At 72.1% G+C, this 26,997-nt stretch carries 27 protein-coding genes; 15 read left to right on the top strand and 12 right to left on the bottom strand.

All coding sequences use genetic code 11. The annotated features are described in order from the left end of the window. Positions 1-131: 131 nt before the first annotated feature. Complete coding sequence (locus tag NE234_RS42105; RefSeq protein WP_252786769.1) at positions 132-1,271, top strand: FAD-dependent oxidoreductase; 1,140 nt, start codon at positions 132-134, stop codon at positions 1,269-1,271. A 10-nt stretch (positions 1,272-1,281) separates the two neighbouring features. Here NE234_RS42105 and NE234_RS42100 read toward each other — a convergent pair whose 3' ends face one another. Together NE234_RS42100 and NE234_RS42095 are read right to left on the bottom strand one after the other, a co-directional pair. Then, positions 1,282-2,493 (bottom strand): globin domain-containing protein, encoded by a 1,212-nt coding sequence (locus NE234_RS42100; protein WP_252786768.1) that lies wholly within the window; start codon positions 2,491-2,493, stop codon positions 1,282-1,284. Positions 2,494-2,699: 206 nt separating this feature from the next. Next, the gene (locus NE234_RS42095; protein ID WP_252786767.1) at positions 2,700-4,049 is read right to left on the bottom strand and encodes a glycoside hydrolase family 6 protein; all 1,350 of its coding nucleotides are present in this window, start codon (positions 4,047-4,049) and stop codon (positions 2,700-2,702) included. Between the two features lie 220 nt (positions 4,050-4,269). On the opposite strand from NE234_RS42095, the gene NE234_RS42090 reads away from it, so the two are divergent. After that, the gene (locus tag NE234_RS42090; protein ID WP_252786766.1) at positions 4,270-4,437 is read left to right on the top strand and encodes a hypothetical protein; all 168 of its coding nucleotides are present in this window, start codon (positions 4,270-4,272) and stop codon (positions 4,435-4,437) included. Between the two features lie 13 nt (positions 4,438-4,450). Here NE234_RS42090 and NE234_RS42085 read toward each other — a convergent pair whose 3' ends face one another. From NE234_RS42085 to NE234_RS42055, 7 genes are all read right to left on the bottom strand, one after another. Beyond that, complete coding sequence (locus NE234_RS42085) at positions 4,451-5,095, bottom strand: SRPBCC family protein (protein ID WP_252786765.1); 645 nt, start codon at positions 5,093-5,095, stop codon at positions 4,451-4,453. Further along, positions 5,095-5,463 carry an ArsR/SmtB family transcription factor gene (locus NE234_RS42080; RefSeq protein ID WP_252786764.1) on the bottom strand — a complete coding sequence of 123 codons (369 nt, stop codon included), beginning with the start codon at positions 5,461-5,463 and terminating at the stop codon, positions 5,095-5,097. The genes NE234_RS42085 and NE234_RS42080 overlap by 1 nt, the downstream gene beginning before the upstream one ends. 52 nt (positions 5,464-5,515) lie before the next feature. Next, entirely contained in the window at positions 5,516-6,568 is a 1,053-nt protein-coding gene (locus NE234_RS42075) for a glycosyltransferase (RefSeq protein WP_252786763.1), read from the bottom strand. Between the two features lie 94 nt (positions 6,569-6,662). Then, positions 6,663-7,787, bottom strand: coding sequence for a type III PLP-dependent enzyme (locus NE234_RS42070; RefSeq protein ID WP_252786762.1), 1,125 nt, complete (start codon positions 7,785-7,787; stop codon positions 6,663-6,665). Positions 7,788-8,035: 248 nt separating this feature from the next. Then, on the bottom strand, positions 8,036-9,682 hold the full coding sequence (locus tag NE234_RS42065) for an IucA/IucC family protein (RefSeq protein WP_252786761.1): 1,647 nt from the start codon (positions 9,680-9,682) through the stop codon (positions 8,036-8,038). Continuing rightward, a complete protein-coding gene (locus tag NE234_RS42060) occupies positions 9,679-11,214 on the bottom strand; it encodes an IucA/IucC family protein (RefSeq protein WP_252786760.1) in 1,536 nt (511 codons plus the stop codon). The genes NE234_RS42065 and NE234_RS42060 overlap by 4 nt, the downstream gene beginning before the upstream one ends. Then, positions 11,211-12,329, bottom strand: a complete 1,119-nt coding sequence (locus NE234_RS42055) for an ATP-grasp domain-containing protein (RefSeq protein WP_252786759.1) — start codon at positions 12,327-12,329, stop codon at positions 11,211-11,213. The genes NE234_RS42060 and NE234_RS42055 overlap by 4 nt, the downstream gene beginning before the upstream one ends. A gap of 194 nt (positions 12,330-12,523) precedes the next feature. Between NE234_RS42055 and NE234_RS42050 the strand changes: the two genes are divergently transcribed. After that, positions 12,524-13,303 (top strand): ABC transporter ATP-binding protein, encoded by a 780-nt coding sequence (locus tag NE234_RS42050; protein WP_252786758.1) that lies wholly within the window; start codon positions 12,524-12,526, stop codon positions 13,301-13,303. Continuing rightward, positions 13,303-13,911 (top strand): HD domain-containing protein, encoded by a 609-nt coding sequence (locus NE234_RS42045; RefSeq protein WP_252786757.1) that lies wholly within the window; start codon positions 13,303-13,305, stop codon positions 13,909-13,911. Before NE234_RS42050 ends, NE234_RS42045 begins: the two co-directional genes overlap by 1 nt. Positions 13,912-13,963: 52 nt before the next feature. Here the strand turns inward: NE234_RS42045 and NE234_RS42040 are convergent, their stop codons facing one another. Further along, complete coding sequence (locus tag NE234_RS42040) at positions 13,964-14,275, bottom strand: DUF4031 domain-containing protein (RefSeq protein WP_252786756.1); 312 nt, start codon at positions 14,273-14,275, stop codon at positions 13,964-13,966. 45 nt (positions 14,276-14,320) lie between these two features. On the opposite strand from NE234_RS42040, the gene NE234_RS42035 reads away from it, so the two are divergent. From NE234_RS42035 to ptsP, 9 genes are all read left to right on the top strand, one after another. Continuing rightward, positions 14,321-15,700 (top strand): dipeptidase, encoded by a 1,380-nt coding sequence (locus NE234_RS42035; protein WP_252786773.1) that lies wholly within the window; start codon positions 14,321-14,323, stop codon positions 15,698-15,700. A gap of 115 nt (positions 15,701-15,815) precedes the next feature. Beyond that, positions 15,816-16,658, top strand: a complete 843-nt coding sequence (nudC, locus tag NE234_RS42030) for an NAD(+) diphosphatase (protein ID WP_252786772.1) — start codon at positions 15,816-15,818, stop codon at positions 16,656-16,658. Positions 16,659-16,801: 143 nt separating this feature from the next. Further along, positions 16,802-17,752 (top strand): 1-phosphofructokinase, encoded by a 951-nt coding sequence (gene pfkB, locus NE234_RS42025; RefSeq protein WP_252786755.1) that lies wholly within the window; start codon positions 16,802-16,804, stop codon positions 17,750-17,752. Positions 17,753-17,783: 31 nt separating this feature from the next. Next, complete coding sequence (gene mtlA / locus NE234_RS42020; protein ID WP_252786754.1) at positions 17,784-18,935, top strand: PTS mannitol transporter subunit IICB; 1,152 nt, start codon at positions 17,784-17,786, stop codon at positions 18,933-18,935. A gap of 5 nt (positions 18,936-18,940) precedes the next feature. After that, a complete protein-coding gene (locus NE234_RS42015; protein ID WP_256530246.1) occupies positions 18,941-19,240 on the top strand; it encodes a PTS lactose transporter subunit IIB in 300 nt (99 codons plus the stop codon). After that, positions 19,233-19,679: a PTS sugar transporter subunit IIA gene (locus NE234_RS42010; RefSeq protein WP_252786752.1), complete on the top strand. Its 447-nt coding sequence runs from the start codon at positions 19,233-19,235 to the stop codon at positions 19,677-19,679. The genes NE234_RS42015 and NE234_RS42010 overlap by 8 nt, the downstream gene beginning before the upstream one ends. Continuing rightward, the gene (locus NE234_RS45715) at positions 19,676-20,710 is read left to right on the top strand and encodes a zinc-dependent dehydrogenase (RefSeq protein ID WP_252786751.1); all 1,035 of its coding nucleotides are present in this window, start codon (positions 19,676-19,678) and stop codon (positions 20,708-20,710) included. Before NE234_RS42010 ends, NE234_RS45715 begins: the two co-directional genes overlap by 4 nt. A gap of 13 nt (positions 20,711-20,723) precedes the next feature. Further along, the gene (locus NE234_RS42000) at positions 20,724-21,008 is read left to right on the top strand and encodes an HPr family phosphocarrier protein (RefSeq protein WP_252786750.1); all 285 of its coding nucleotides are present in this window, start codon (positions 20,724-20,726) and stop codon (positions 21,006-21,008) included. Beyond that, on the top strand, positions 21,001-22,659 hold the full coding sequence (gene ptsP, locus NE234_RS41995) for a phosphoenolpyruvate--protein phosphotransferase (protein ID WP_252786749.1): 1,659 nt from the start codon (positions 21,001-21,003) through the stop codon (positions 22,657-22,659). The genes NE234_RS42000 and ptsP overlap by 8 nt, the downstream gene beginning before the upstream one ends. A gap of 87 nt (positions 22,660-22,746) precedes the next feature. Here ptsP and NE234_RS41990 read toward each other — a convergent pair whose 3' ends face one another. Both NE234_RS41990 and NE234_RS41985 read right to left on the bottom strand, forming a co-directional pair. Then, the gene (locus tag NE234_RS41990) at positions 22,747-23,508 is read right to left on the bottom strand and encodes a DeoR/GlpR family DNA-binding transcription regulator (RefSeq protein WP_252786771.1); all 762 of its coding nucleotides are present in this window, start codon (positions 23,506-23,508) and stop codon (positions 22,747-22,749) included. 188 nt (positions 23,509-23,696) lie between these two features. Then, positions 23,697-24,755 (bottom strand): RICIN domain-containing protein, encoded by a 1,059-nt coding sequence (locus NE234_RS41985; protein WP_252786748.1) that lies wholly within the window; start codon positions 24,753-24,755, stop codon positions 23,697-23,699. A 171-nt stretch (positions 24,756-24,926) separates the two neighbouring features. Here NE234_RS41985 and NE234_RS41980 point away from each other — a divergent pair, with 171 nt between their 5' ends. Both NE234_RS41980 and NE234_RS41975 read left to right on the top strand, forming a co-directional pair. Continuing rightward, positions 24,927-25,607: a response regulator gene (locus NE234_RS41980; protein ID WP_252786747.1), complete on the top strand. Its 681-nt coding sequence runs from the start codon at positions 24,927-24,929 to the stop codon at positions 25,605-25,607. 14 nt (positions 25,608-25,621) lie between these two features. Next, positions 25,622-26,875, top strand: a complete 1,254-nt coding sequence (locus tag NE234_RS41975; RefSeq protein WP_252786746.1) for a sensor histidine kinase — start codon at positions 25,622-25,624, stop codon at positions 26,873-26,875. The last annotated feature ends 122 nt before the right edge of the window (positions 26,876-26,997 follow it).

Raw genomic sequence — 26,997 nt, 5'->3', positions numbered from 1 at the left:
TCGCGGGGCTCCGGGTGGCCAAGTTCCTTAAGCCATCGAGTGGTCTCCACCATGACAGCCATGCCCGGAGCCCCAGGGCCCTCCGATCTTACGAACGACCAGAGCAACCACACTTGAAAGGTAGGACGACCATGAACTCCCCGGCACCCGCCCGCGCCAGGATCAGTGTCATCGGCGCCGGGCCCGGTGGGCTGACCTGCGCCCGCATCCTCCAGCAGCGCGGCCTGGCGGTCACCGTCTACGACCGCGACCCGGGTCCCGACGCGCGCGACCAGGGCGGCACCCTCGACCTGCACGCCGACAACGGCCAGCTCGCCCTGCGCGAAGCCGGCCTGCTCGACGAGTTCTTCAGACTGGCCCGTCCCGAGGGGCAGGAGATGCGCCAGATGGACCCGACCGGCATGATCCTGGCCCACAACGTCCCGGAGGCCGACGAACTCTTCAAGCCGGAGATCGACCGCGGTCTGCTGCGCGACCTGCTGCTCGACTCCCTCGAACCGGGAACCGTGCACTGGGGCCGCGCCCTCGACACGATCAGCGGACCCGCCGACGGGCCGCGCCGGTTGCACTTCGCCGACGGCACGACCGTCGAGACCGATCTGGTCATCGGCGCCGACGGCGCCTTCTCCCGGGTACGCCCGGCCGTGTCTCCCGCCGTCCCCGAGTACACCGGGGTGAGCTTCCTGGAGGCATGGTTCTCCGACGTGGAGAACCGGCACGCCGACATCGCCGAGCTGGTCGGGCCGGGCAGCGCCGCCGCGGCCGACGGCGTTCGCGGCCTGTTCGCCCAGCGCAACGGCGGGAACCACATCCGCGTCTACCTCATCCGGCGGGTGCCGGTCGGCTGGATGACCGCACGCGGCCTGGCCGCCGACGACACCGACGGCATCCGCACGCTGCTGCTCGACGAGTACGCCGGCTGGTCGCCCCGCATGCGCCAAATGATCACCGACAACGACGGTCCGTACGTCGACCGCCCGATCTTCGCCCTGCCGGTCCCGCACGCCTGGGAGCACGACCCGACGGTGACCCTGCTCGGCGACGCCGCCCACCTCATGCCCCCGCTCGGCGTCGGCGTCAACCTCGCCATGCTCGACGCCAGTGACCTCGCCGTCGCCCTCGCGAACGCGGCCACCGTCGACGACGCCATCCACATCTATGAGAAGACCATGCTCCCCCGCTCGATCGAGACGGCGAAGATCCTCGAAGGCGGCACCGAGCACCTGCTGGCCGCCGACGTACCCGACTTCGGCGACGACGGCCGGCCCTAGCGCGGGCGGGCTAGTCCAGGTCGGCCTGCCAGAGATCGGGGCCGAAGACCTCGTAGTGAATGTCGTCGGGGACGACGCCTCGCGTGAGGAGCGAACTCCGCAGCGCGCGCATGAACGGCAGTGGGCCGCACAGGTAGTAGATCGCGTTCTGCGGCAGCTCGACCGCCGAGAGGTCCATGGTCCCGTCGAAGACGCCGTTCACCGGTTCGATGCTGTGGGCGCCCTTCTCGTACCAGACGTACAGCTCGGCGTGCGGCAGCTCGACGATGTCACTCACCACTTGGCGGCGCAGGGGGAACGTGGCCTCCTCCAGGTCGGCGTGGAGCATCGTGATGGGCAGCCTGGACTCGGCCTTCTCGAGGTGGGAGAGCATTCCGGCCATCGGGGTGATCCCGATCCCCGCCGAGGCGAAGATCACCGGCCGTCCGGAGTCGTCGAGCACGACGTTCCCGTACGGGAGGGACAGCGTCAGGACGTCGCCCACCCCCACCGAGTCGTGCAGCAGCGTCGACATCTCACCGGCCGGCCTCCCGTCGGCGGCCTGGACCCGCTTCACCGAGAACTGGCGGTGGCATCCGTCGTCGGCCCTCGTCAGGCTGTACTGGCGGGGCTGGAGGATCCCGTCCGGCATCCGCATCCGCACCGTGACGTACTGGCCGGGGAGTGAGGTCTTCACCAGACGGTCGTCGATCCGCTTGACCACGAAGGTGACGACGTCCTGGGTCTCCTGGAACTTCTTCTCGACCTCCCATGGCCGCCACACGGTCTCGGGCGTGACCCCCCGCGCGCCGTACAGGCCACGCTCCTCGTGGATGAGGCTGTGGGCCATGAGCCAGTAGACCTCGTTCCAGGCCGCGGCGACCTCCAGGGTGACGGCCTCGCCGAGGACATCGGCGATCGCCCACATCAGGTGATCGTTGACGATCTGGTACTGACCGGGGCGGATGCCGAGGGACGCGTGCTTGTGCGCGATCCGGGAGAGCAGGTGCTCCGGCGTCCGCTCCGGCGTCTCGATCAGTTTGGTGGCGTACGCCGCGACCGAACCGGCCAGGGCCAGCTGCTGCTCCCCGTTGGCCTGGTTGCCCCGGTTGAAGGTGCCGTCCAGGAGGTCGGGATGCACCCGGAACAGGTGCTCGTAGAAGCGCTGGGCGATCTCACCGATGTGCTCGGCGACCACCGGGAGCGTCGCCGCGATGATGGGCCGCGATCGTTCTGAGAGCATGACCGGCTCCCTTGACGGGATCTGGTGCCTTGCGGACCGTCGGGCGGCGCCGACGGCCGCCGTTCCGGGCGTCCAGGCAGTGGCCGGACGCGCGCCGTCTCTCTGTCGACCCTAACCGAAAGGGCGGCTCACCAGCGGCTTCCCCCCCGTGGGGCGATGGTCCGGCCCGCACCCTCGGGTGCGGGCCGGACCATCGGGCGCGCGGTTCAGGATGCGGTGCAGGTGGGGGTGAGGGAGGACGCGTTGCCGGTGGCGGTGAAGCCGACCTGCGCGGAGGCCCCCGCTGCGAGGTTGCCGTTCCACGACACGTTGGTGACGGTGGCGGTGGATCCGCTGGTGGTCAGCGTGCCGTTCCAGAGCTGGTTGATCGAGACGCCGCTGGGCAGCGAGAAGGTCAGCTTCCAGCTCTTGATCGCCGAGCTTCCGGCGGTGACGGAGATCTGGCCTTGGAAGCCGCCCTGCCAGGAGCTCATCGTCTGGTAGGCCGCCGTGCAGGCGCCGCCACCCGTCGGCGGAGTGGGGGTCGGCGTGGGCGTGGGGGTCGGCGTGGGCGAGTCCGGCGGGTTGGGGGCCGAGCTGGCGAGGTTGTAGGCGAGGTCGGGAACGAAGTTCCCGGCCGGGTAGACGCATCCGTCGGCTTCGCCCGGCGGTTTGATCCACAGGTAGCCGTCGATGTTCTGGTCGCCGGTGTTCAGGGTCGGGTAGTTGCCGATGCGGTGGTCGGTGTTGTCATCGCCGCACCAGTCGCCCTGCGCGCCGACGGAACCGCCGTTACGGCTGGTGTCGATGATCTGGTGCTTGCCGGAAATGCCCTGGGACTGCAGGTAGGAGATGATCGACCGGCCGTACGCCGCCTCGTTCGACAGCGGCTGGAAGTTCGACACGTTGGTGAAGAAGCCGTCGGCGTACTGGACGCCCGCGGCCTTCAGGCGGCTTCCCTGCTCGCTGGCGGAGTTCCACGCCGAGTGGCCGCCGTCGAGATAGACCTTGGCGTTCGCGTCGGCCCTCTTGATCGTCTGTACGGCCTGGGAGATCGCCTGGTCGCGAGCCGCGACGTCGGAGCCGCTCAGGCAGGTCTGCAGGGCGAGCGCGTCGGTCTCCAGAGTGATGATGACCGTCCGGCCGCCGAGGCCCTGGGCGAAGTTGGAGATCCACTGCTGGTACTGGGTGAAGTCGGGCGCGCCACCGGCGCTCGCGCCGCCGCAGTCGCGGTTGGGGATCTCGTACACCGAGAGCACGGGGATCTGGTTCGCGGAGCTCGCGGCGTTGACCACGCCGGAGACCTCGGAGGTCACCGTGCTGGGATTGAACGCCGACAGCCAGTGGGCCTGCGACTGGCTGGCGATCTTGTCGCGGATGACGGGGGTACGCGCGTCGTTGGGGTTGGCCTCGACCCAACGGACGACCTGCGTGGTCGGGTCGCGGTAGAGGGTGCCGGACAATGTGCCGGCCCGGGCGCTCCCGGTGATCAGAGTGGCCGTGACGGTCGCGCAGGCGACGGCCGTCGTGGCGATGGCCGCCTTCCAGCGGCCGTCACGCCAAGGGTGAACGCGCATTACCCGTCCTTTCCGTGAAGGAACTCCGAAGTGCAACCGCGTCGATACCGGAAGGGGGCGGAGGATCCCCGATCACGCCGGCGGACCGAGGTGCGTGTGCTGGTCATCGTGGAGACGGCGTCCCCGGAGCGTCAACCGAGTCAGGTTCCGACCGGAGTTCACACAGGTCAGCGCCTGCGGGAGGCGTGAATCTTTCACAACGAAGAGCAGGGGGATCGCGGTGGGAGCGACATCGTTCGCGCTCCTGGGAACCGGCTACGGGCTGACCATCACGCTGAACAGCACCCGTACCGGCGACGTGGCCTACCACCTCGGCATTCTGGCCACATTGCCCATCATCCTCGGCCTGCTGCTCGTACCGGGCAACCGGCCGAGGAGGACGGTGTGATCGGGGTGGGCGCTCAGGAGTCCGCAGGCTGCGGCGGGGTGGTGTAGGCGGCGGTCGTCCGGTCGGCCGCGGCGCGTGCCCAGGTCTCGTCGGCGCCGGCCGCGAGGTTCGCCTCGCACCAGCGCTCGCTGCTGAGCGCCCAGAACCGCCGGCCCTCCTCGGACCGGGCCCAGGCCATGGCCTGCGCCGGGTCGATGGCCCCGGGATCGGAGGTGAGGTGGCCGGCCAGGCCCAGGAGGGCCCCGTCCCAGCCGACCCCCACCGCGCCCGGCCCGAACTGATCCCAGTGGTCGTCGACGTGCGCGATGTGCTCGAGCTCGAAGCGCGTGCTGTTCTCGGACTCGGCGGTCAGCCGTACCTCGATCCAGCTGACCTGCCCGGCGAACTCCCACGTCGCCGCGAACGCATTCGGCGGATCGCAGCGCTCGATCGTGCCGCCGGCGTTCCCTTCGAGCTGGTACCGGCCGCCGAGGCGCAGGTCGCCCGAGACGGGCAGGAACCAGCGTGGGATGCGCTCGGGGTCGGTGCAGGCGTCCCACACGTCCTCGATCGGTGCGGCGTAGGTCTGGGCGATGGTGACGGTGCGCGCCTCGCCCGCCTCCATCATGCGGCTGCCGACCTTCCGGCGGACCGAGTTGATCTGGTGGGTGACGTCCATCAGGGTTTCCCTTCTTCCGGGTGGGGCCCGTCATCGGTCCGGCGGCGGCGCTCGCGCCTGCCGCGGGCGAGCTCCGTCGCCAGGGCTTCGAGGGGCGGCGTCCAGAAGCGCCGGAACCGGTCGAGCCAGGCGTCGACCTCCTGGAGGGGGTCGGAGTTCACCGCGTAGAGGCGCCGGGCGCCGTCCGGGCGCACCGTGGCGAAGCCGGAGTCGCGCAGCACCTTCAGGTGCTGGGAGACCGCCGGCTGGGAGATGCCGAACTCCGCACGGATCACGGCGCAGACCGCGCCGGAGGTCATCTCCCCGTCGGCGAGGAGCTCGAGGATCCTGCGGCGAACGGGATCCCCGAGCACATCGAACGCATGCACGCCGGGAAAGTATCAGTGTCGACTTATATAAGTCCACCCCGATAGTGATGCCTCAACGGCGTGTCTCGGCGAGTGCGCGGACGGCGTATCCCCGGTTAGCGCGGGTCTGCTCCCGGAAGGCGTCGGGGAGCTCCGGCATGGCCAGCAGCCGGTCGCACGCCTCCAGCGAGCCCCGCACGTCACCGACCCAGTACGCGGCGATGGAGTACTCGAACAGCAGCCCCCAGCGATAGACCCACGGCTGGACGAACAGCCAGTCGTCGGGCTCGCGGCGGTTCAGGCCGGCGCGGGCGAACGCGTACGCGGCCTGGTGGCGCTCCATCTGGCGCAGACGCGAGGCCAGTTCGTAGCACGCCTCCAGCCGCCCCGGCCGGAACTCCCACGCGCGCACCAGGGCGTCCATGGCCCCGGGCCAGTCACCGGTCTCGGCCCGGAGGATCCCGGCCTGGAGCAGGGAGTAATAGACCTCCTCCGGCCAGTCGTTCATCGCGGCGCGCCGCTCGTAGAGGTCCAGTGCCGCCCGTACGTCGCCCATGTCGCGCATCGTCTGCGCGAGGTAGAAGACCGCGCGGGAATTGCCGGGATCGCGGTCGAGCTCCGCGCGGAGGAGGCGTGCGTCCCGCTCGAACTTGTCGCCGCGCGAACCGCCGTCGGCGAAATGGTCGATGATGAGAGCGTCGAGGTTGACCGCGTTATCCCGATCGTCGGTGGTCAGGTACTCATGCGTCGAACCCACGTAATACCACTTGATGTCGCCTCTGACGAGACGCTTGATGCGGTATTCCAGCTCGCCGGAGTGACGCAACATATAGGAATCAGCGGTCAATTCCGGAAGGTCGCCGTCACGCCGTACGACCATGTCCGCGTCGATGAGGAGGAGATAGTCGGCCTTGCCGTACGCCTGCTGGATGTTCAGCGTGCGATTGTGCCCGAAGTCGACCCAGTCCTCCTGGAGCAGTTCACCGGGAATCCCGTCGAGCGTCTCGCGGATCAGTTCCTGTGTCCCGTCGGTGGACCCGGTGTCGGAGATGACCCAATGGTCGATGAGGTCGCGTACGGAACGAAGGCAGCGCTCGATGACCTTCGCCTCGTCTTTCACGATCATGCACAGGCATATCGACTGCATACCGCCCCCTGAAGCGACAACCGTCGTCGGATGTCGGGGGGCTCGATATCCTCCGAGGATATCTCCGCCGCGATCAAAGGTCGATGTAGGCGAAGGCCGGTTTCGGGTGCATCAGGAAATCGTGGTGGGAGATGTTCCAGGCGTACGCGCCGGCGAGGGCGAAGGCCACCACGTCGCCGACGGCGAGCCGGTCCACCGGCACCTGCCGGGCGAACACGTCCTTCGGCGTGCACAACTGCCCGACGAGCGTCACCGGCCCGCTCGCCACCGGTCCGCCGCACGCCGGCCCGCCTCCCGAGGGCTCGCCTCCCGCGGGCAGCACCGTGAACGGCTGGTCGTGGCCCTTCGTCACCGGGGTCCGCAGGTGATGGGTGCCACCGCGCAGCACGGCGTACCACTCGCCGTGGGACCGCTTCACGTCCAGCACGTCCGTGACGTACCACCCGCAGTAGGCGGTCAGCGCGCGGCCGGGTTCGATCCGCAGGGTCTCCTCGTCCCGGCGCAGCGACGCCAGCCCCGCGCCGTACGCCGCCCAGTCGAAACGGGCGTCGGGGGCGCCGTAGTCGACGGCCATGCCGCCGCCCAGGGTGACCTCCTTCGGTCCCTCCATCCAGGTCCGCGCCCACCCGAGGACCTGAGCGGCGACCTCCAGCAGCGGCTCGGCCGCCAGCCCGGAGGCCAGGTGCGCGTGCAGGCCGCGCAGCCGGACCCAGGGCGCCCGCTCCAGCAGGTCCAGGCAGGCGCCGAGGGCTTCGGGGTCCATGCCGAAGGGGCCGCTCATCCGCAGGGCGGCGCCGCTGATCGCGACCGGCAGGTTGATCCGCAGCAGCACGTCCGTCTCCCGGCGCAGCGCGGCGAGGCGCCGCAGCTCCTGCGGGCTCTCCACGTGAAGCCGGTGGACCGGCGGTCGGCCGCCGACGGCCGCCGCCAGCTCATCGTCGGTCTTGCCCGGCCCGCCGAACGCCGTACGGACCCCGGGCAGGGTTTCGCGTACGTGGGCGAGCTCGCCGCCGGAGGAGACCTCGACCCCGTCGACGTACGGGGCGAGCGCGGCCAGCAGGCGCGGATCGGGGTTGGCCTTCGCCGCGTAGTAGAGCTCCACCGGGATCGCGGCCCGGACCGACGCGGCGTGTGCCCGCAGCCCGGCCAGGTCGTAGACGTAGGCGGGCAGTGGCGCCGACAGAGCGCGTTCCCGCACCCCCTCCGGGAGCGGCGCCGGCGCGGCGCGTTCCGCCCCTTCCCCAGGCGCGGCGCGTTCCGCCCCTTCCCCAGGCGCGGCGCACTCCCACCCTTCCCCAGGCGCGGCGCACTCCCACCCTTCCCCAGGCGCGCAGCGTCCCCGTCCTTCCCCAGGCGCGGCGTGTTCCGCCCCTTGCTCAGGCACGTCGTGTTCCCGCCCTTCCCCCCGAACGGCGTCCTCTGGTTCTCCCTCGGGAGGCTGGCCGGTCACGCGAGGTCCTCGGCGAGCGGGTTGGGCACCGGGACATAGGCCGCCTGCCGGTCGGGGTCGCGGGCCCACCGGGTGCGCAGGTTCGCCTTGGCGGGCAGCGGGACCCCGGCCAGCAGGGCCCGCAGCCGCGCGGCGCCGTCCGTGTCCGCCGGCGTGTCCCCGGCGCAGCGGACCACGTGCCGCCGGACGGCGCGCCACAGCGCGGGCTCCAGCGACGGGTGGCGGTCGGCGAGGGTGGCGGCGACCTCGGCCAGGTGGTTGACGAACAGGCAGTAGACGACGCGGTTCCAGCCGCGCTCCGGGTCGTACGTGAGGGCGCTCGCGACGGGGCCGGGCAGGTCCGCGAGGAACGACTCCCACGGTCCGGGCAGCAGCTTGGTGCCCTCCAGGTCGCGGAACACCGCCCGCACCGGCGTGCCCTCGTCGTCGACCGCGATGAGGACGTTCTGCAGGTGCGGTTCGAGGACGACGCCGTACCGCAGGTAGGCGTGCAGGACCGGCGGCACCACATGCCCCACGTAGGCGTCCCACCAGGCCAGCACCCGCTCGGGCGCGGCGTCGTCGCCGAGGAGCCGGGACGCGGCGGCCGGGCCGGCGCCGTCCGGGTCGGCGATGGCGGCGGCCAGCAGGGGAGTGCCGGGCAGGCCGCGGACGCCTTCGCGGACGATGACCCCGAGGCCCTCGCGCAGGCGCGTGCCGCCGACGGACACCGTCCGGTAGCCGGGCTCGGCCAGCAGCGCGCAGGCGAGTTCGTCGAACACCGGCCGCAGCGCCCGCGTCAGCGCGACCGCGCCGGACAGCTCGTACCAGGCGTTCTTGCGCACGCAGTTGGTGATGCGGACGTCGAGGCTGAACTTCAGGAACGCGTCCGGCACGTACACCGTGCGGACGGAGGACGTCGGAACGGCCTCCGGGCCGTACGGTCCCAGGTCGACGATGGCGTCGGACTCCGGGCGGAGCAGGTCCAGCTGCCACGGATGCGCGGGCAGGACGCGGTAGCCGTCGCGGACGGGCGGGCCGAGCCGGTCCAGGACGGAGACGTCGCCCTCCTCGACGACCGCGTCCGCCCGGACGGCCAGCCAGCGCAGCGGGAAGCGGGCGCCGAGCTCCGGGGCGTACGCGGGCCAGTCGGCGCCCTGCCGGGCCTTGGGGGAGGGATGGAACCGGTGCCCGGCGACCAGCGACTGCTCGGACGCCAGGAACGGGTCCGCGTCACCCGCCCGGCGCCGCCGGCCGATCAGCTCCATGGCGTCGCGGCTGGCCGCCACCTGCGCGGCGAACTCCGGGTTCACCGTCCCGGTCGTCAGCTCCAGTTCGCCGGCGATCAGGTCGGTGAGGCGCCGCCAGTCCACGGCCGTCCAGCCGCCGCGGTGTTCCTCGATCGGCCCGGCCAGCCGGGGGCTCATCAGCGGCGGGCGGCGCAGGCGGGCGCGCAGCGTGACGCCGACGCGCGGCAGCCGGGCCACGAGGTGCCCGTCGGCGACCCGTACCTGCTGCTCGGGCGCGCACAGCTCGCGTACCGCGCAGTTCAGCAGGGCGAGGGCCGTGGCCGCGTCCGGGTCGACCCGTCCTCCGGCGAAGGGGGCGCGGGACCTCACGTGGCCGACCTCGGGAGGGGGCTCGGTCCGGGCGAGGGATGTCACGTGGTCGACCTCTTGAGGTAGTTCGGGCCGGGCGGGCCGTAATGCTTGTTGATGTCCTGGGCGCCGGTGCGCTGCTTGTCGACCAGCGTCCCGGCGGTGACCATGGCCTTGACGGGCAGCCGGTCGGCGTCGAGGGTGCGCGCCCGCAGGAACCCGTCGTCGTACGCGTCGAGCGCGGCGTCGAGCCGGTCGCGGACGAGGCCCAGTCCCGTGTCCAGGCCGAGGAGCCCGCGTTCGGCGAGCCCGAAGGCGAGCGCCCCGGCGCACAGGTGCACCGTGATCGTGACGAACACCCGGGCCAGGGCCTCCGGGTCGGTCGTGACGAGGCGTGGGTCGGCGAACTCCGCGGCGTCCGGCGCCCGGCCGAGCGCGCGGGCGAGCCGTCCCAGGTCGATGAGCGCCCCGTCGTTGTCTTTGATCATCAGGTGCGGTGGGTCGCCGGGAACGATCGAGACGTTCTGCTGGTGGGCCTCCAGCGCGATGCCGTAGCGCGCGGCGAGCAGGACGTTCCAGTCGAACAGCACGGCGAGGTACGCCCCGAAGAACGCCGCGACGTCGTCGGTCAGCTCCTCGATGACGTACGGCCCCTCCGGCGTCCGCGCGAGCAGCGCCGCGACCGGGACGCCGTCGGCCGGCAGCCGGCGCACGAGGTACCCGAGCAGCGGGTCGTCCGCGTGGCCGTACGTCTGCTCGTCGGCGAGCAGCACCGGGACGCGCTCCCGTTCGACGATCGCGCGCAGCAGGCGCTCGACGAGCGCGCCGTCGGAGAGCGTGCCGGGGACGATCACCCTGCGGTTGCGCAGGCCGAGCGTGCTGGTCGGCAGCGGGAGCTTCAGGTGTTCGCGGGCGTCGATCGCGACCGTCCGCATCGACAGCGTCGGCCGTACGGTCACGGCCGGGCCGGGCACGGTGGGGACCAGGCGTGCGGTCAGCGGATGCACGGGGAACACGTCGTGCCCGGCGGGCAGTCCGAGGTCGCCGGGGTCGGGCCACCAGGCGGGGCGGTCGCCGTGGCGGTGGGATCCGCGCACGCCGGTCCACGCGAGCGGGAACGACGGCCCGAACTCGGGCGCGTACGCCAGCAGGTCCCGCTCGTCCAGGCCCAGGCGGCACCGCGCGGTCGGATAGACGGGGTGGTCCAGCGCGGCGGCGAGGGCGTCGTACCGGGTGGGGCCGGACGGCCGCGGGCGTACCGCCTCATGGAGGCGCAGCGCGCGCAGCGTCTCCCGGCACTCGCGGTCGAACGCCGCGACGGCGTCACGCGGGTCGGCCAGCGCCCGTACGACGCCGAGCACCTCCTCCAGCCCGACGGTGTCCGCCAGGACCCGCTCGGCGAGGAACCCCGGATACCGTCCCCACCCGCCGTCCCGTGACGCGAGTGCGACGACCCGGCCGCCGGGCAGGGTCAGCCGGTCGCCGTCGACGTGGCGGGACAGCCCGCCGTAGTCCTCGCGCAGCAGGGCGTCGAGGACCCGCGCGGCGAGGTACGCCTCGTCCAGCCGCGGGGAGGCGAGGGCCGGCGTGCGGCTCACGGGGTGATCTCCCAGCGGTTCCGCGCGCGGAACCGCCGGATCGCGGCGTCGACACGGGCCGTGTCCGGGCCGATGGCGCGGACCGTGCCGAGGTAGTCGCGGTTCGTCCGGGTGAGGGCGATGACGTCCCCGGCCGAGCGGACCGGCCAGTAGGCGACCCGGACGCCCTCGTCCGCGTACTCGTGGCGCTCCGGCGCGGCGGTCAGCGTGCCGGAGCGGTCGGCGAGCACCGAGTCGACCGCCGCGTGACCGGTGGCGGCCGGCGGCTCCGGCAGCGGCTCTCCGAGGTGGGCGCGGAGGACCCACTCGAAGATCGGCACGCCGAGGAGTTCGCCGAGCAGGAAGTCGCAGTGGTCGCCGATGATCCGGTAGTTCACCTCGACGAGGCGCGCGCGGCCCTCGTGCACGAGGTACTCGGTGTGGCAGGCGCCGAACCCGACCCCGAGCCGTTCCAGCGCGTCCAGGACCTGGTCGGCGCAGGGCGGCGGCGCCCAGTCCAGACGCTCCTCGACGAAGTGCGGCGGTGGGGACAGCGTCGTGCGGAAGGAGCCGAGGACGCGGCCGTTCAGCGTCTCCAGGGTGTGCAGGTCGCCGGGGAGGTACTCCTCGGCGACGAGGGCGCCCGGCCGCCGCGACCAGATCTCGCGGCAGCGTGCGGCGAGCTCGGCCGCGTCCCGTACGAGGAAGACGTCCTCGCTGGCGACGCCCTCGCGCGGCTTGACGACCAGCGGGTACGGCGCGTCGGCGAGGGCGGGCGACTCCTGACCGGGCAGGAGTTCGACCGCGAAGACGCCGCCCAGCGCGCGGCGCATGAGCGCCTTGTTCTTGGTCCGCAGCGCGGCCCGCCAGTCCTTGCCCGGCAGCCCGAAGTACGCGGCGGCCAGCGCGGTGGGCGCCTGCAGGTGGTCGCTGTTGGAGAAGATCGCCGCGGGGGCCTCGCGCCGGGAGATCTCGTCGATGATCGCCCGGAAGTCGGTGACGTCGCACTGGACCGTCTCCTCCGGCCACGGCCGGTCGGTGAGCAACGTCACGTCGAGGCCGAGCGAGGCGGCCGCGGGCAGGAAGCCGTGGGTCACGGAGTCGGTCCGCTTGCCCGCGACGATGTAGAGCCGCACGAGTCTCCCGTGGGGTCAGGTTAGGCTTACCTAAGTTGCGAGTGACCATAGTGGCGTGACCGGCCGCCGGACGCAACAGCCGTGCCCCGTGTGTCGTGCGCGGACCCAGACGAAGCCGCGCTCCCCGTGCGCCGCGCGCCGCGCGCCCGACCGCGCCCACGGCGCGCCGCGGGGTGCCGTACGCTCGTCTGGCGATGACTCCTGTACTGCGTGTGGAAGACGTGCGCTTCGTCCGGGACGGCCGGGCGCTGCTCGACGACGTGTCACTCACCGTCCGCGAGGGCGAGCACTGGGCGCTGCTCGGCGCGAACGGCGCCGGAAAGTCCACGCTCCTCAGCCTCGTCGGCGCCTACCAGCACCCGACGAGCGGGCAGGTGGAGATCCTCGGCCACCGGCTCGGCCGGGTCGACGTCCGCGACCTGCGCGCCGGGATCGGCCACGTCAACCCGCACCACCCGCTGCGGTCCGGCCGCATGGTGCACGAGGTCGTGCTCACCGGCGCGACCGGCTCGATCGAGCTGGTGCCGCACTGGAAGCCCACGCCCGAACAGATGGACCACGCCGAGGAGCTCATCGAGCTGCTCGGCCTCGGCCACCGCCGTGACGCCCGGTGGCCGACCCTCTCGCACGGCGAACGCGGGCGTACGCTCATCGCCCGGGCCCTCATGCCCCGGCCGCGCCTTCTCCTGCTCGACGAGCCAGCCACCGGCCTGGACGTCGCCGCCCGCGAGCAGCTGCTGTCCGCCATCGACCAGCTCCGCCGCGCCCAGCCGTCGCTGACCAGCGTCCTCGTCACGCACCACCTGGAGGAGCTGCCCGCCAGCACCACCCACGCGATCCTGCTGCGCCAGGGCAAGGTGCTGGCCTCGGGCGCCGCCGACGACGTGCTGACCACCGAACGGATCAGCGCCTGCTTCGACCACCCCATCACCATCGACAAGACCGGCGGGCGCTGGACCGCGAGGGCCCTCTGATGAGCCTGCTCGCCCGGTGGCCCGGTCCGGAGGTCCTCGGCGCCGAGCTGATCCGCCGCTACGAGGAGCCGCACCGCCGCTACCATGACGCCGCCCACCTCGCCGAGGTCCTCGACCGGATCGACGAGCTGGCCGGCGAGGCCGACGACGTGGAGGCGGTGCGCCTGGCGGCGTGGTTCCACGATGCCGTCTACCAGCCGCTGCGTGCCGACAACGAGGAGCGCAGCGCCGTCCTCGCCGAGCGGATGCTGGCCGACACCGACCTGCCGCCCGAGACCGTCGCGGAGGTCGCCCGGCTGGTCCGGATGACCGCGGCGCACGACCCGGAGCCGGGAGACCGCAACGCCGCCGTCCTGAGCGACGCGGACCTGGCCATCCTGGCCGCCGACCCGGAGCGCTACGCCGCGTACGCCGCCGCCGTGCGCGAGGAGTACGCCGAGGTCCCGGACGAGGTGTTCCGGCAGGGCCGCGCCGACATCCTGCGCACCCTGCTGAACGCCCCGTCCTTGTTCCGTACGGCCTCGGCCCGCGAACGCTGGGAGCCGACCGCCCGCCACAACCTGGAGACGGAACTGATGCTCCTGGGCGGCGCCAACTGGCCACGGTGAGCGGCCCTGAACGGTTGAGGATGCCGCGGTAGTGCCGAGGATCGTGGTGCCGTCAGCGACGACGATCCTCGGCGGTGATGGGGCGTGCCGTTGACCGCTGCGGGCGTGAGCGCTTGCGGCGGCGGAGGCCGGCCGCCGTCAGGCGGGCGACCAGCTCCTGGGAGCCGACCGGGTCCGCGCCCAGGGCGACCGCCGCGTCGTACACCTCCGCCGGCACGTCGTAGTGGTCCCGGTCGAACGCCCGGCGCGGCACGCCGAGCCGGTCGGCGAACGCGTGCAGTTCCTCGTACGAGGCGTCGCTGACCATGTGCGACCAGAGCCGACCACGGGCGGGCCACAGGGGGCGATCGATGAGCACGGTCATCGGACTAGAGTGCCAGAGGATGTTTCCCCTGTGAGAAGGCTGCTCATGGACGTACGCGACTACATCGATGCCAACGCGAGCGGGTTCTTCGACGCGCTGAAGGAGTGGCTGGCCATTCCGTCGATCTCCGGCGATCCCGGACGGCGCGACGACGTACGGCGCTCCGCGGAGTGGCTGGCCGCGCACCTGCGCGAGACCGGCTTCCCCACCGTGGAGATCTGGGAGACCGACGGTCTGCCCGCGGTGTTCGCCGAGTGGCCGGCCGAGGATCCGGCCGCGCCGAGAGTGGTCGTGTACGGGCACCATGACGTCCAGCCGGTCGAGCCCCTCGACGAGTGGGAGACCGCGCCGTTCGTGCCGTTCGAGAAGGGCGAGCAGCTCATCGGCCGTGGCGCGTCCGACGACAAGGGCCAGGTGTTCTTCCACACGCTCGGCCTGAAGGCGAACCTCGCGGCGAGCGGCCGCACCGCCCCGCCGGTCACCGTCAAGATGCTGATCGAGGGCGAGGAGGAGTCCGGCTCGCCGCACTTCGCCGACCTCCTGCGGGCCAACAAGGACCGCCTGGCCTGCGACGCGATCGTCGTCAGCGACACGACGATGTGGGCGGCCGACGTGCCGTCGATGTGCACCGGCATGCGCGGGCTGACCGAGGCGGAGATCTCGCTGTACGGCCCGTCGATCGACCTGCACTCCGGCTCGTTCGGCGGCGCGGTGCCCAACCCGCTGCACGCCATGGCGGAGCTGCTCGCCGGTCTGCACGACGAGCGGGGCCGGGTCACGCTCGACGGCTTCTACGACGGGATCGTGGAGCTGACGGAGGAGGAGCGGGCGATGTTCGCCAAGTTCCCCTTCGACGAGGAGAAGTGGCTCGAGACGGCCGGGGAGAGCGGCGCCGCGTACGGCGAGGAGGGCTTCACCACACTGGAGCGTGTCTGGGCGCGGCCGACCGCCGAGGTCAACGGGATGTGGGGCGGCCACACCGGTCCCGGCGGCAAGACGATCGTGCCGCGTGAGGCGCACGCCAAGCTGTCGTTCCGGCTCGTCGCCGGGCAGGAGCCGGAGCAGGTGCAGGACGCGGTCCGCAAGTACGTCGCCGAGCGGACGCCGCCGGGCATCCGCGCGGAGGTCCGGATCCCCGGCCCCGGCGTCCGGCCGTGCTTCTCGCCGATCGACTCGCCGGGCGTGCAGGCCGCCAAGCGCGCGATGGAGAAGGCCTTCGACACCGAGGTCCTGTTCACCCGCGAGGGCGGCAGCGGCCCGGAGGCCGACCTGACCGACATCCTGGAGGCGCCGCTCGTGTTCCTCGGCGTCGGGCTGGACGAGGACCAGATCCACGCGCCGAACGAGAAGGTCGACATGCCGCTGCTGCTCAAGGGCGCGGAGACCGCCGCGTACCTCTGGGACGAGTTCGCCGCCGGATTGTAGGCGCGAGCCGGTAGAAGAGTCTGTAGACGCTGCGAGCCTCTGGAAAGGGCCTGACGTGACGGAAGCCTACGAGGCGCTGGACTGGCTGGCGCTCTCCCGCGGCACGCTCGACCGGATGGGGGAGCGCCGCCGCGACGAGGCCTGGCTGGCCTCGGCGTGGGACGACCCGCGCACCCGTGTCCTGGTGGTCGAGCGGGGAAAGGCGCTGGTCCGGCCCGGCCCCGCCCTCGTGCTGCTGGGCCGGGAGGAGGCCCCGGAGGGCGAGCGGTACCTCCTCGGCGCCGACGAGGACGGGGTCGCCTACTTCGCGGTGTCCGCCCCGCTGCCCGCGGTCGAGGGCACGGAGCCCGGTGACCTGCGGACGGTCGGGGCCGCGCTGAGCGATCGCGACGCCGGGCTGCTCACCCAGGCCGTCGGTCTGCAGAACTGGCACGCGACGCACACCCACTGCCCGCGCTGCGGCGCCCTGACGACCCTCGCGTCGGCGGGGCACACCCGGATCTGCACGGTGGACGGCTCGGAGCACTTCCCGCGCACGGACCCGGCCGTGATCATGCTGGTGCACGACGGTGAGCGGATCCTGCTGGCCAGCGGGTTCCGGTGGCCGGAGAACCGCGTGTCGATCCTCGCCGGGTTCGTCGAGCCCGGGGAGTCCCTGGAGCAGGCGGTCGCGCGTGAGGTGCACGAGGAGGTCGGCATCACCGTGCGCGACTGCCGGTATCTCGGCAGTCAGCCGTGGCCGCTGCCGCGCAGCCTCATGCTCGGCTTCGTCGCGACGGCGGATCCCGGGCAGGAGCTGCACGCCGATGAGGAGGAGATCCGCAACGCCCGGTGGTACACCCGCGAGGAGCTGAAGGCCGCGACGGAGGCGGGGGAGATCCTGCTGCCCGGCCGGGTCTCGATCGCCCGCCAGCTCATCGAACGCTGGTACGGCGGCCGCCTCCCCGGCGACTGGTAGCCGCCGGCGTCCGGCCCCCGGTGTTCGGCCGCCTTCCTCCGTACGGAGGGAGGCGGCTTTTTTCGTCTGTCCTTATTCCCGCTTACCTCTTGACGGCCCCACGTAGGTGGGCGTAAACAAATGGAAACACAGACGAAACGGCGGTGAACCAACACGTGATCGTCACGCTGACGCTCAACCCGAGCCTGGACCGCACGATCGAGGTCGACCGTCTCGTCCAGGGCGCGGTGATCCGTGCCACCTCCGTGCGGCTCGACCCGGGCGGCAAGGGGGTGAACGTCTCCCGCGCGCTGCTGGCCAACCAGGTGCCGTCGGTCGCGGTGGTGACCGTCGGCGGGGCGGACGGCGACCAGCTCGTCCACCTGCTGGAGGCGGACGGGATCCCGCTGGGCGCCGTACCGGTCACGGGCCGGACCCGTTCGAACGTCACGATCGTCGAACCCGACGGCATGGTGACCAAGCTCAACGAGCCGGGCGAACCCCTGTCTCGCGAGGAGCTCGACGCCGTCGCCGACCGGGTCCTCGCCGAGATCGAGGGCGCCAGCTGGGTCGTGACCTGCGGCAGTGTGCCGCCGGGCGTGCCGACCGGCATCTACGCCCGGCTGTGCGAGTTCTTCACCGCCTCCGGTGTCCGGGTCGCCGTGGACACGAGCGGTCCGGCGCTCCTGGAAGCCGTCGAGGCGGGGCCGTGCCTGGTCAAGCCCAACCGCGAGGAGCTGGCCGAGGCGGTCGGCCGTCCCGTCGACAGCGTCGGCGACGTCATCGAGGCGGCGGAGGAGCTGCGGGACCGCGGCGCCGGGACCGTGCTCGCGAGTCTCGGCGCGGACGGCGCCGTACTGGTGGAAGAGGAGGGAGTCACGATCGGCGAGGCGCCGGTCGCCGTGCCGCGGAGCACCGTGGGCGCGGGCGACGCGCTGCTCGCCGGGTTCCTGGCGGCCGGGGCACGGGGGGCTCCGGCACTCGCCGAAGGGCTGGCATGGGGGGCCGCCGCGGTCTCTCTGCCCGCCAGCCGGATGCCGCGCCCGGAGGACATCCGGCGCGACATCGTCCGCATCCACACGCGTCCGGACCTCGGCCGGTCGCTCATCGCCTGATTCACGTCACGCAGATCACTAGGAGCCCTTCATGGCCACTGCGTACACCCCCACCGTCACCGGGACCGGCGTCAAGGCCCAGATCCAGCGCCTGGGCGGATACCTGGCCGGCATGGTGATGCCGAACATCGGGGCCTTCATCGCCTGGGGCCTGATCACCGCGCTGTTCATCCCGACCGGCTGGCTGCCCGACAAGCAGTTCGCGGCCCTCGTCGACCCGATCATCACACTGCTGCTCCCGGTGCTCATCGGCTACACCGGCGGGCGTATGGTGCACGGCCAGCGCGGCGCCGTGGTGGGCGCGGTCGCGACCGTCGGCGTCGTCGTCGGCGCCAAGATCCCGATGTTCCTCGGCGCGATGATCCTCGGCCCGCTCGCGGCGTACGTCCTGAAGAAGGTCGACGAGTTCACCGCCGAGCGGACCAGGGCCGGCTTCGAGATGCTGGTGGACAACTTCACCGCCGGGATCATCGGCGGTGCCGCGGCCCTGTTCGGGGTCTGGGGCGTCGCCCCCGTCGTACGGAACGTCACGACCGCGGCCGGCCACGGCGTCACGTGGCTGATCCACCACCACCTGCTGCCACTCGCGTCCGTGCTGATCGAACCGGCGAAGGTGCTGTTCCTCAACAACGCCGTCAACCACGGCGTCCTCGGCCCGCTCGGCGTCGCGGAGGCGGCCCGGCACGGCAAGTCGATCCTGTTCATGCTGGAGTCCAACCCCGGCCCCGGCCTGGGCGTGCTCGTCGCCTACCTGCTGTTCGGCCCGAAGACGCTGCGGCCCAGCGTGCCCGCCGCGATCATCATCCAGTTCCTCGGCGGAATCCACGAGATCTACTTCCCGTACATCCTGATGAAGCCGCGGATGATCCTCGCCTCCATCGCGGGCGGCGCCGCGGGCATCGGGACGTTCATGGTCACCGGCGCGGGCCTGGTCGCCACGCCGTCGCCGGGCAGCATCTTCGCGTACGCGGCGGAGACCCCGAAGGGCAGCTGGTTCGGCGTCTTCGCGGGCGTGCTGGTCGCCGCGGGAGTGTCGTTCGCCGTCGGCTCTCTGCTCCTCGGCTTCGGCCGGTTCGCCGAGAAGGAGGCCAAGGCGGAGGCGGAGACGGAGGCCGCGATCATGGACGAGGTGCCGCAGGAGACGGCGCAGCCCACCACTCACCCCGAACCCCAGGGAGCGTGACGCGAATGAACGGCAAGGACGTCAAGAAGCTGGTCGTGGCCTGCGACGCGGGCATGGGCAGCAGCGTCATGCTCGCCAGCCAGCTCCGCAAGGAGCTGAAGAAGAACGCGGTCACGGTGGAGCACACCCCGGTCAACTCGATCCCCGCCGACGCCGACGTCGTCGTCTGCCACGCCGGGCTCGGCGCGCGGGCGAAGGCCGGCGCGCCGGACAAGCCGATCGTCACGTTCCAGGTGTTCATCGGCGACCCGGCCGTGACGCGCCTCGTGAAGGCGATCAAGGACGGGAGCGAGATCAGTGCCTGACCTGCTCGATCGCGCGGCCGTACGCCTCGACGCGACGGCGGCCGACCGCGACGACGCGATCCGCCAGTGCGGGCGGACGCTGCTCGACGTCGGCGCCGTCGACGCGACGTACGTCGAGGCCATGGTCGAACGCGAGCGCTCGATCTCGACCTACGTCGGCGAGGGCGTCGCCATCCCGCACGGCACGCTCGCCGGCAAGGACGCCGTACGCCACGACGCGCTGTGCGTCCTGCGCTTCCCCGGCGGTGTCGACTGGGACGGCAACCACGTCGTCCTGTGCGTCGGCATCGCGGCCAAGGGCGACGGGCACGTGCGGCTGCTGTCGGAGCTCGCCCAGATCCTGCTCGACCCGGACAAGGCCCGCGCCCTCCGGGAGAGCACCGATGTCGATGAAGTGATCCGGCTGCTGCAGCCGGACACAGAGGAGGTCACTCAGTGAAGGTCGCCCGTTTCCACGCGCCCGGGGACATCCGCCTCGAAGAGGCGCCCGAGCCGTCCCCCGGACCGGGTGAGGTCAAGATCCGGGTGCGCAACTGCTCGACCTGCGGCACGGACGTCAAGATCTTCAAGCACGGCCACCACCACATCCGGCCGCCCCGCGTCATGGGCCACGAGATCGCCGGTGAGGTCGCCGAGCTCGGCGAGGGCGTGACCGGCTGGGCCCCGGGCGACCGGGTGCAGGTGATCGCCGCGATCCCGTGCGGGCAGTGCGAGGAGTGCCGCCGGGGCCACCGCACGGTCTGCCCGAACCAGGAGTCGATGGGCTACCACTACGACGGCGGGTTCGCCGAGTACACGATCGTGCCCGCCAAGGTGCTCGCCGTCGACGGCCTGAACCGCATCCCCGACGGCGTCGGCTTCGCCGAGGCGTCGGTGGCCGAGCCGCTTGCGTGCGTGCTCAACGGCCAGGAGCTCGCCCGCGTCGGCGAGGGCGACGACGTCGTGGTCATGGGCGCCGGGCCGATCGGCTGCCTGCACGTCCGGCTGGCCCGCTCGCGCGGTGCTGCGCGGGTCTTCCTCGTCGACCTCAACGCCGAGCGGCTGGCCATGTCGGCCGAGCGCGTGAACCCCGACGCCGCGCTCACCGGCGCGGACGTCGTGGACCAGGTGCTGAAGCTGACGAACGGCCGGGGTGCGGACGTCGTCATCACCGCCGCCGCCTCCGGGGCCGCGCAGGAGCAGGCGCTGCAGATGGCCGCGCGCCAGGGCCGGATCAGCTTCTTCGGCGGGCTGCCCAAGGACAACCCGGTCATCGCCTGCGACTCCAACCTCGTGCACTACCGGGAGCTGACGATCGTGGGCGCGAACGGGTCCAGCCCGGCCCACAACGCCCGCGCCCTCGATCTCATCGCCTCGGGCGCGGTGCCCGTCGCCGATCTGATCACCCACCACCTGCCGCTGGCCGACGTCCTCGAGGGCATCGACATCGTGTCCCGCGGTATCGCGATCAAGGTCACCATCGAGCCCTGACGAGGGAGTGCACATGCCCACACGTACCGTGGCCGTCGCCGCGCGCACCGGCCTGCACGCGAGGCCCGCGGCCCTGTTCGTCAAGGTCGCCGCAGACCAGGAGACGCCCGTGCGCATCCGCGTCGGCGACGGCCCGGCCGTGCCGGCCGCCAGCATGCTGTCGGTGCTGTCCCTCGGCGTCGGGCACGGCACCGAGGTCACCCTGGAGGCCGACGGGCCGGGGGCCGACGCGGCCCTCGACGCCCTCGCCGCCCTGCTCGCCCGCGACCTGGACGCCGAGGAACCGGCGGATGCCTGACCTCGACGCCCCGGCGCGGGCTCTCCGGGGCATCGGGGTCGGTCCCGGTCTCGCCGCCGGGCCGGTGGCCCGGATGGCGGCCCCGCCGGACCTGCCGGCCCCCCGCCCCGTCGCCGACACCGAAAGCGAGCTCGCCGACGCCGTACGGGCCCTGGAGGCCACCGAGGCCGACCTGCGGGCCCGTTCCGAGGCGGCCGAGGGGGAGGCGCGGGACATCCTGTCCGCGCAGGCGATGATCGCCGCCGATCCGACCCTGCGGGAGGGGGTCGCCGAGCGCGTACGCGCCGGGGAGGACGCCGCGCACGCCCTGCGCGCCACGTTCGACCGGCACCGCGAGCTGCTCGCGTCCCTCGGCGGGTACCTCGGCGAACGCGCGGCCGACCTCGACGACATCGCGCACCGGGCGATCGCCGCGGCGCTCGGCCGGCCCATGCCGGGCCTGCCGTCACCCGGGCACCCGTTCGTCCTGGTCGCGGACGACCTCGCGCCCGCCGACACGGTCGGCCTCGACACGGGCACCGTCCTGGCCCTGGTCACCGAGCGCGGCGGGCCGACCAGCCACACCGCGATCCTCGCGCGGGCGCTCGGCCTGCCCGCCGTCGTCGGCTGCGCCGGGATCCTCGACGTCACGGACGGCACGGTCGTGGCCGTGGACGGCACGAGCGGTCAGGTCCGTACGGGCGTCGGCGACGACGAGGCGGCCGACGTGCGCGCGCGGGCCGCCGAGGAGCGGAGCCGGCTCGCCGCCGGGCGCGGTCCCGGCCGTACGGCCGACGGGCACCCCGTCGACCTCATGGTCAACATCGGGTCCGCGGCCGACCTGCGGGGAGCGGACCTGGACGGGGTCGCCGGGGTGGGACTGTTCCGCACCGAGTTCCTCTTCCTCGACCGCAAGGACGCGCCGGGTCTGGAGGAGCAGGTCGCCGCGTACGCCGAGGCGTTCGCGCTGTTCCCCGAGGGCACGGTCGTCGTACGGACGCTGGACGCCGGCGCCGACAAGCCGCTGCCGTTCCTCGGCCTCCCCGAGGAGCCGAACCCCGCGCTCGGCGTGCGCGGCCTGCGGATCTCCCGTGACCGGCCCGACATCCTCGACACCCAGCTGGAGGCCGTCGCGCGGGCCGCGGAGAAGGCGACCGCGGACGTCTGGGTCATGGCGCCCATGGTCGCGACGCCCGTGGAGGCGGCCGCGTTCGTCGACCGGGCACGGGCGTTCGGCCTGCGCACGGCGGGTGTCATGGTCGAGGTGCCGGCCGCCGCGCTGCGGGCCGAGCGTCTGCTCCAGGTCGCGGACTTCCTCAGCATCGGGACGAACGACCTCAGCCAGTACACCCTCGCCGCCGACCGGCAGTCGGGCGCCCTGGCCGACCTGCTCGATCCGTGGCAACCGGCGCTGCTGCAGCTCATCGCGGCCTGCGCGGACGCGGGCCGGCGCAGTGGCCGCTCCGTGGGCGTGTGCGGCGAGGCCGCCGCGGACCCGGCCCTCGCGCCCGTGCTCGTGGGCCTGGGGGTGACGAAGCTGTCGATGAGCGCACGCTGCGTTCCGGCCGTACGCGCCCGCCTGGCCGCGTGCGACCGCGCCGAGTGCGAGGAACTGGCCCGGTGCGCGCTCGACGCCGCCGACGCCGCCGAGGCCCGCGCCGCCGTGCTCTGACGGAACCAGCCGTGTTCTAACGGAACAAGAGGAATGCCCCCGCCGACGGCGGGGGCATTCCTCGCGTCAGACGCGCGCGACCCGGCGTCAGACGCGGACGACCTCGGGGCCTTCCGCGGCGAGGTCCGCGGCGAGTCCGGCGTCCAGGCCGGTGTCCGTGATCAGGACGCTGACCTGGGACAGCGCGGCGAAGCGTGCGAGGTAGTCGTTCCCGACCTTCGTGTGGTCGACGAGGACGACCGTGCGCCGCGCGGCCTTCATCATCGACTCCTTCATCGCGGCCTCGGCCGCGTCCGGCGTGGTCAGCCCGGCCTCGACGGAGCAGCCGTTCGTCCCCATGAACGCCACGTCGACGCGGAGCCGGTCGAGCGGCCGCATCGCCCAGTCGTCGACCGTGGCGAGGGTGCGCCCGCGGACCCGGCCGCCCAGCATGATCACGCTGAGGTTGGACCGGGTCGCGAGGACGGTCGCCAGGGGAGGGGAGTTGGTGATGACGGTCAGCTCCCGGTCGCTCGGCAGCACCTGGACGAGGCGCCCCGTCGTCGAGCCCGCGTCGATGATGATCGATCCGTCCGCCGGCAGCTCGGCGAGGGCGGCCTTGGCGATGCGCTCCTTCTCGGCGGTCATCACCGTGTCGCGGGCCGCGAGCGCGGGTTCGAAGCCCAGGCGCTCGACGGGGATCGCGCCGCCGTGCACGCGGCGCAGCGCGCCGGCGCGTTCGAGGACGGTGAGGTCCCGGCGGATCGTCTCCATCGTGACGCCGAAGTCCTCCGCGAGCGTCATGACGTCGACCCGGCCGGCCTCGCGGGTGCGACGGAGGATCTCCTGCTGTCGTTCCTCGGCGTACATGGTCTCGGTGGTACCGCCATGGAAGTGGTGCGTCAAGCGAGCCTGGTAGTCGCGCGACGCGCCGAAGGGCCCGGGCTGGAGTCGACCAGCCCGGGCTCTTCGCACGACCCCCGTGTACGGGACCGCTGATCGCTACGCCGGGTCCGTCATCGCCTGGACGCGCTCGCCATGGGCGCGGCCGTCACCGATCAGTACCACTCCTGGTCCGGGTGGCCGTTGCACGGCCACTGGACGACCTGCGCGCCGAGCGCCTTGCTTCCACCGGTGACGCCGAGGCACTGCTGGGAGTTGAGGTTGATGATGTTGTACAGGGGCCACCCGTTCGCGTAGCCGCCGGTGGGGATGTAGATCCATTGCTGGTCCGAGCTGCCGTTGCAGTCCCACTCCACCACCGGTGCTCCGGCGCTGCGGCTGGATCCGGAGACCCCCATGCACTTGTTCGAGCCGTACCGGGTGAAGACGTTGCCGTAGTTCGAGTCGTACCGGAACCACCACTGGTTGTCGGCGCCGGTCCAGGTCCACTGATGGACCTTGCTGCCGTTGTTCGTGCTGGGGCCGGTGATGTCCAGGTACATGCCCGAGTTGTAGTTGTTCCAGGTCTCGCCGAGTTGCCCGGTCACGTAGTTCCAGTGGTTCGAATCCAGGGCGTCGTACCAGGTGTTCGGGCTCGGGTACGAAAGCCGGGACGGCAGGTTCTGCGCGTTGAATTCCTGGAGTACCCGGATGACGGCGGTCAGGCAGTCGTTCGTTGCGATCTTGTATCCGGCCGTGATGTTCGCCTTGGCCGCCGCGTTGGCCTTCGTGACGTTCGTATTCGCCACGGACTCGCACTTGTACTTCGTGTAGGGGGCGCTGGGATGAGGGGAGTTGCTCTGCGAGTTCACCGAGTGGGAGGGATAGCGCGACTGCAGGGTGAAGGCGCTGAGCATCTGGCCCCAGCTCCCCGACGCCGTCCACGCGCCGTTGTAGCCCGGAGCGTCGATCTCAGTCTTCCCGTTGGGATTCTCGGTCGACCCGTAAGCCCACGTGGATGTCCCCGTCTGGTACCCCCACGCAATGTGGCCAAAGTTCAGGCCGGCGAACTTCGCGCCCTGCGGCTGGATGAAGACACACGCCATTCCGGTGCCGTAGGCATGGGCCGCGGTCGCGCCGAACCCCACCAGACCGGCGGCCGCCATGCAGACCGCCACCCAGCAAGCGGCGAGACGTTGCCGCAGCCGGGGCTTACCACTTCCTGTGTTGGTCATGCCCACACCCTGCTTCTGCGGGGCGGTCTCTGTCATGACGGGTAATCGCCGGACTCGGGAAAAGCGTGAATGCCCTGCACCGTTGTGGTGCTTTCGACCGACCTCCTTTCTGACGGGGCCTTCCCAAACAGAGTTCGACACACGACACTGAGAGGCCGGTAGGAGCGCGCCGTGCAGCCGTTGGAGCCCGGGATGATCAAGGTGGCCGTCATCGACGATCACCCCATCGCTCGACGGGGTGTCAGCCAGATCCTCGTCGAGAGCGGGCGCATCGGCGTCGTGGCCTCTTGTGCCTCGGCGGGGGAGCTGTCCGGCGCGCTGAGCGGCCACGGCGAGGAGGGACGGCCCGATGTGGTCGTGCTGGACCTCTACCACGACGGCGGAATGCCGTGCCTCGACGCGGTGGCGGAGCTCTCCCGGCAGACCAGGGTGCTGGTGATGTCGGCGTCGGGCAGCCCGGCGGACGTCGTGGGGGCGGTGCGCGCGGGCGCCGCGGGATACGTGACGAAGCAGTCCGGCCCCGAGGTGTTCGTCGCCGCCGTCGAGACCGTCGCGGCAGGGGGGTTCGCCCTCTCGCCGCGACTCGCGGACATCCTGCACGGGGAACTCGCCCGGCCGTCCGCCCCCGGCCCCTCCCCGTCCGGGCCGCCCCAGCTGTCGGCCAGGGAGGAGGAGGCGCTGGGGCTGATCGCCAACGGCTTCACTCACGCGCAGGTGGCCACGCGTATGGGGGTGAGCAAGGCGACCGTGGACACGTACATCGAGCGGGTACGAACGAAGCTGCAGGTCGGCAACAAGGCGGAGCTGACCCGCGCCGCGCTGGAGCGACGGCGGCCCAGCGGCCCGGTATGACCCGAGGGCCGGCCGTGGACCGCGGCGAGCTCGGCGCCCACGGATCCGGCGCGACGCAGGCCGAACGGGTCCTCGTCCGCGCAGCGATGCTGTACCGCCTGTTCGGTCTCGTGCAACTCGCCGTCGCGCTCGCTCTCGACATGCCCCGGTACCGTCATCCGGCCGGGGTCCTCGGCCTGGTGGCGGCGGTGTCACTGGAGAGCGCCGTCCTCGCCGCGGTCATGCTGCGCCGCCGCCGCCTCGTCCCCTGGATGATCGCCGCTGACACCGTGTTCAACGCGGCGGGCCTGATCGTGGGAGCCGCGCTGACCGCCTCGGCCTATGGGCATACGTGGGTCTACTTCATGTACCCGTTCAGCATGGTCGGCGCCGTCGGGATCGGCCTCGCCTGCAGACGGCTCGACCAGGTCTTAGGGCTCACCGTCGTCTTGGCCGTCACCTATGTCGCGGCCGCGGTCGGCCTGCACCATGACCCCGGGTGGAACGCGGTTCCGAACACCGGGGCCTATTTCGCGAACACCGTGGTCGCCTGGGCGGTCGCCGCCTATCTCCGGCGCGCGGGCGTCCGTCTCGATGAGGTGGGGGCGCAGGCGGTGGCACGGGCGGCCACTCTCGCCGCGGAGCAGGAGCGGTTGCGGCACGCCCGGATGCTGCACGACCACGTGCTGCAGACTCTGGAGACACTGGCCCGCGGAGATTGGATCGCCGATTCCGGTTTTCGGGCCCACATCCGTGCCGAGGCGGCCTGGTTGCGGAGCCTGGTCGAAGGCTTCGGGCCCGGCGAACCGGACGATCTCGCGGTCGGGCTCCAGCGGCTGATCCGGGACAAGGCGCTGATGGGGCTGCAGGTGGAGTTCAACGGCACCCGGCTGCGCGACTTCGGTGACGCGCGAACGCGCCTTGGCGATGACGCGGTGCGCGCCCTGGTGGAGGCGGCCGGGGAGGCGTTGAACAACGTCGCCAAGCACTCCGGGGCCGGGTCCGCGTTGATGCGCGTCAATGTGACCGCGGACCGGCTGACGCTGTCCGTGCTCGATCACGGCTGCGGCTTCGACACGGCGACCGCGCGACAGGGGCTGGGACTGCGCCAGTCGATGCAGACCCGGTTGCGCGAGGTAGGCGGCGTCGCGAGCATCGAGAGCACCGTCGGCCACGGCACTTTCGTTGAGCTCAGCGTCCCGCTGCTGGAGGCTGCGGCCGTGCCTCGGGACGCGAGCCGTCGGCCGGGAGCGTTGGAGGCGGGGGACGCCGCTCCACCGAGCGATTGAGCGGCACGGGAGCCGGGACCGCACGACCTCAGGCGGCGTTAGGGAGCGCTTAAGACGCTCATAAGGGGGCGCGGCCCAGGCGGCCGGTATAACGGATCAACCGGCATCCTCACCCCGTTGTC

It is taken from the genome of Actinoallomurus rhizosphaericola (genome assembly GCF_024055675.1).
Lineage (GTDB): Bacteria > Actinomycetota > Actinomycetes > Streptosporangiales > Streptosporangiaceae > Actinoallomurus > Actinoallomurus soli.
The sequence above is the reverse complement of the archived record's forward strand: the minus strand, read 5'-3'. Positions and strand labels throughout refer to the sequence as shown.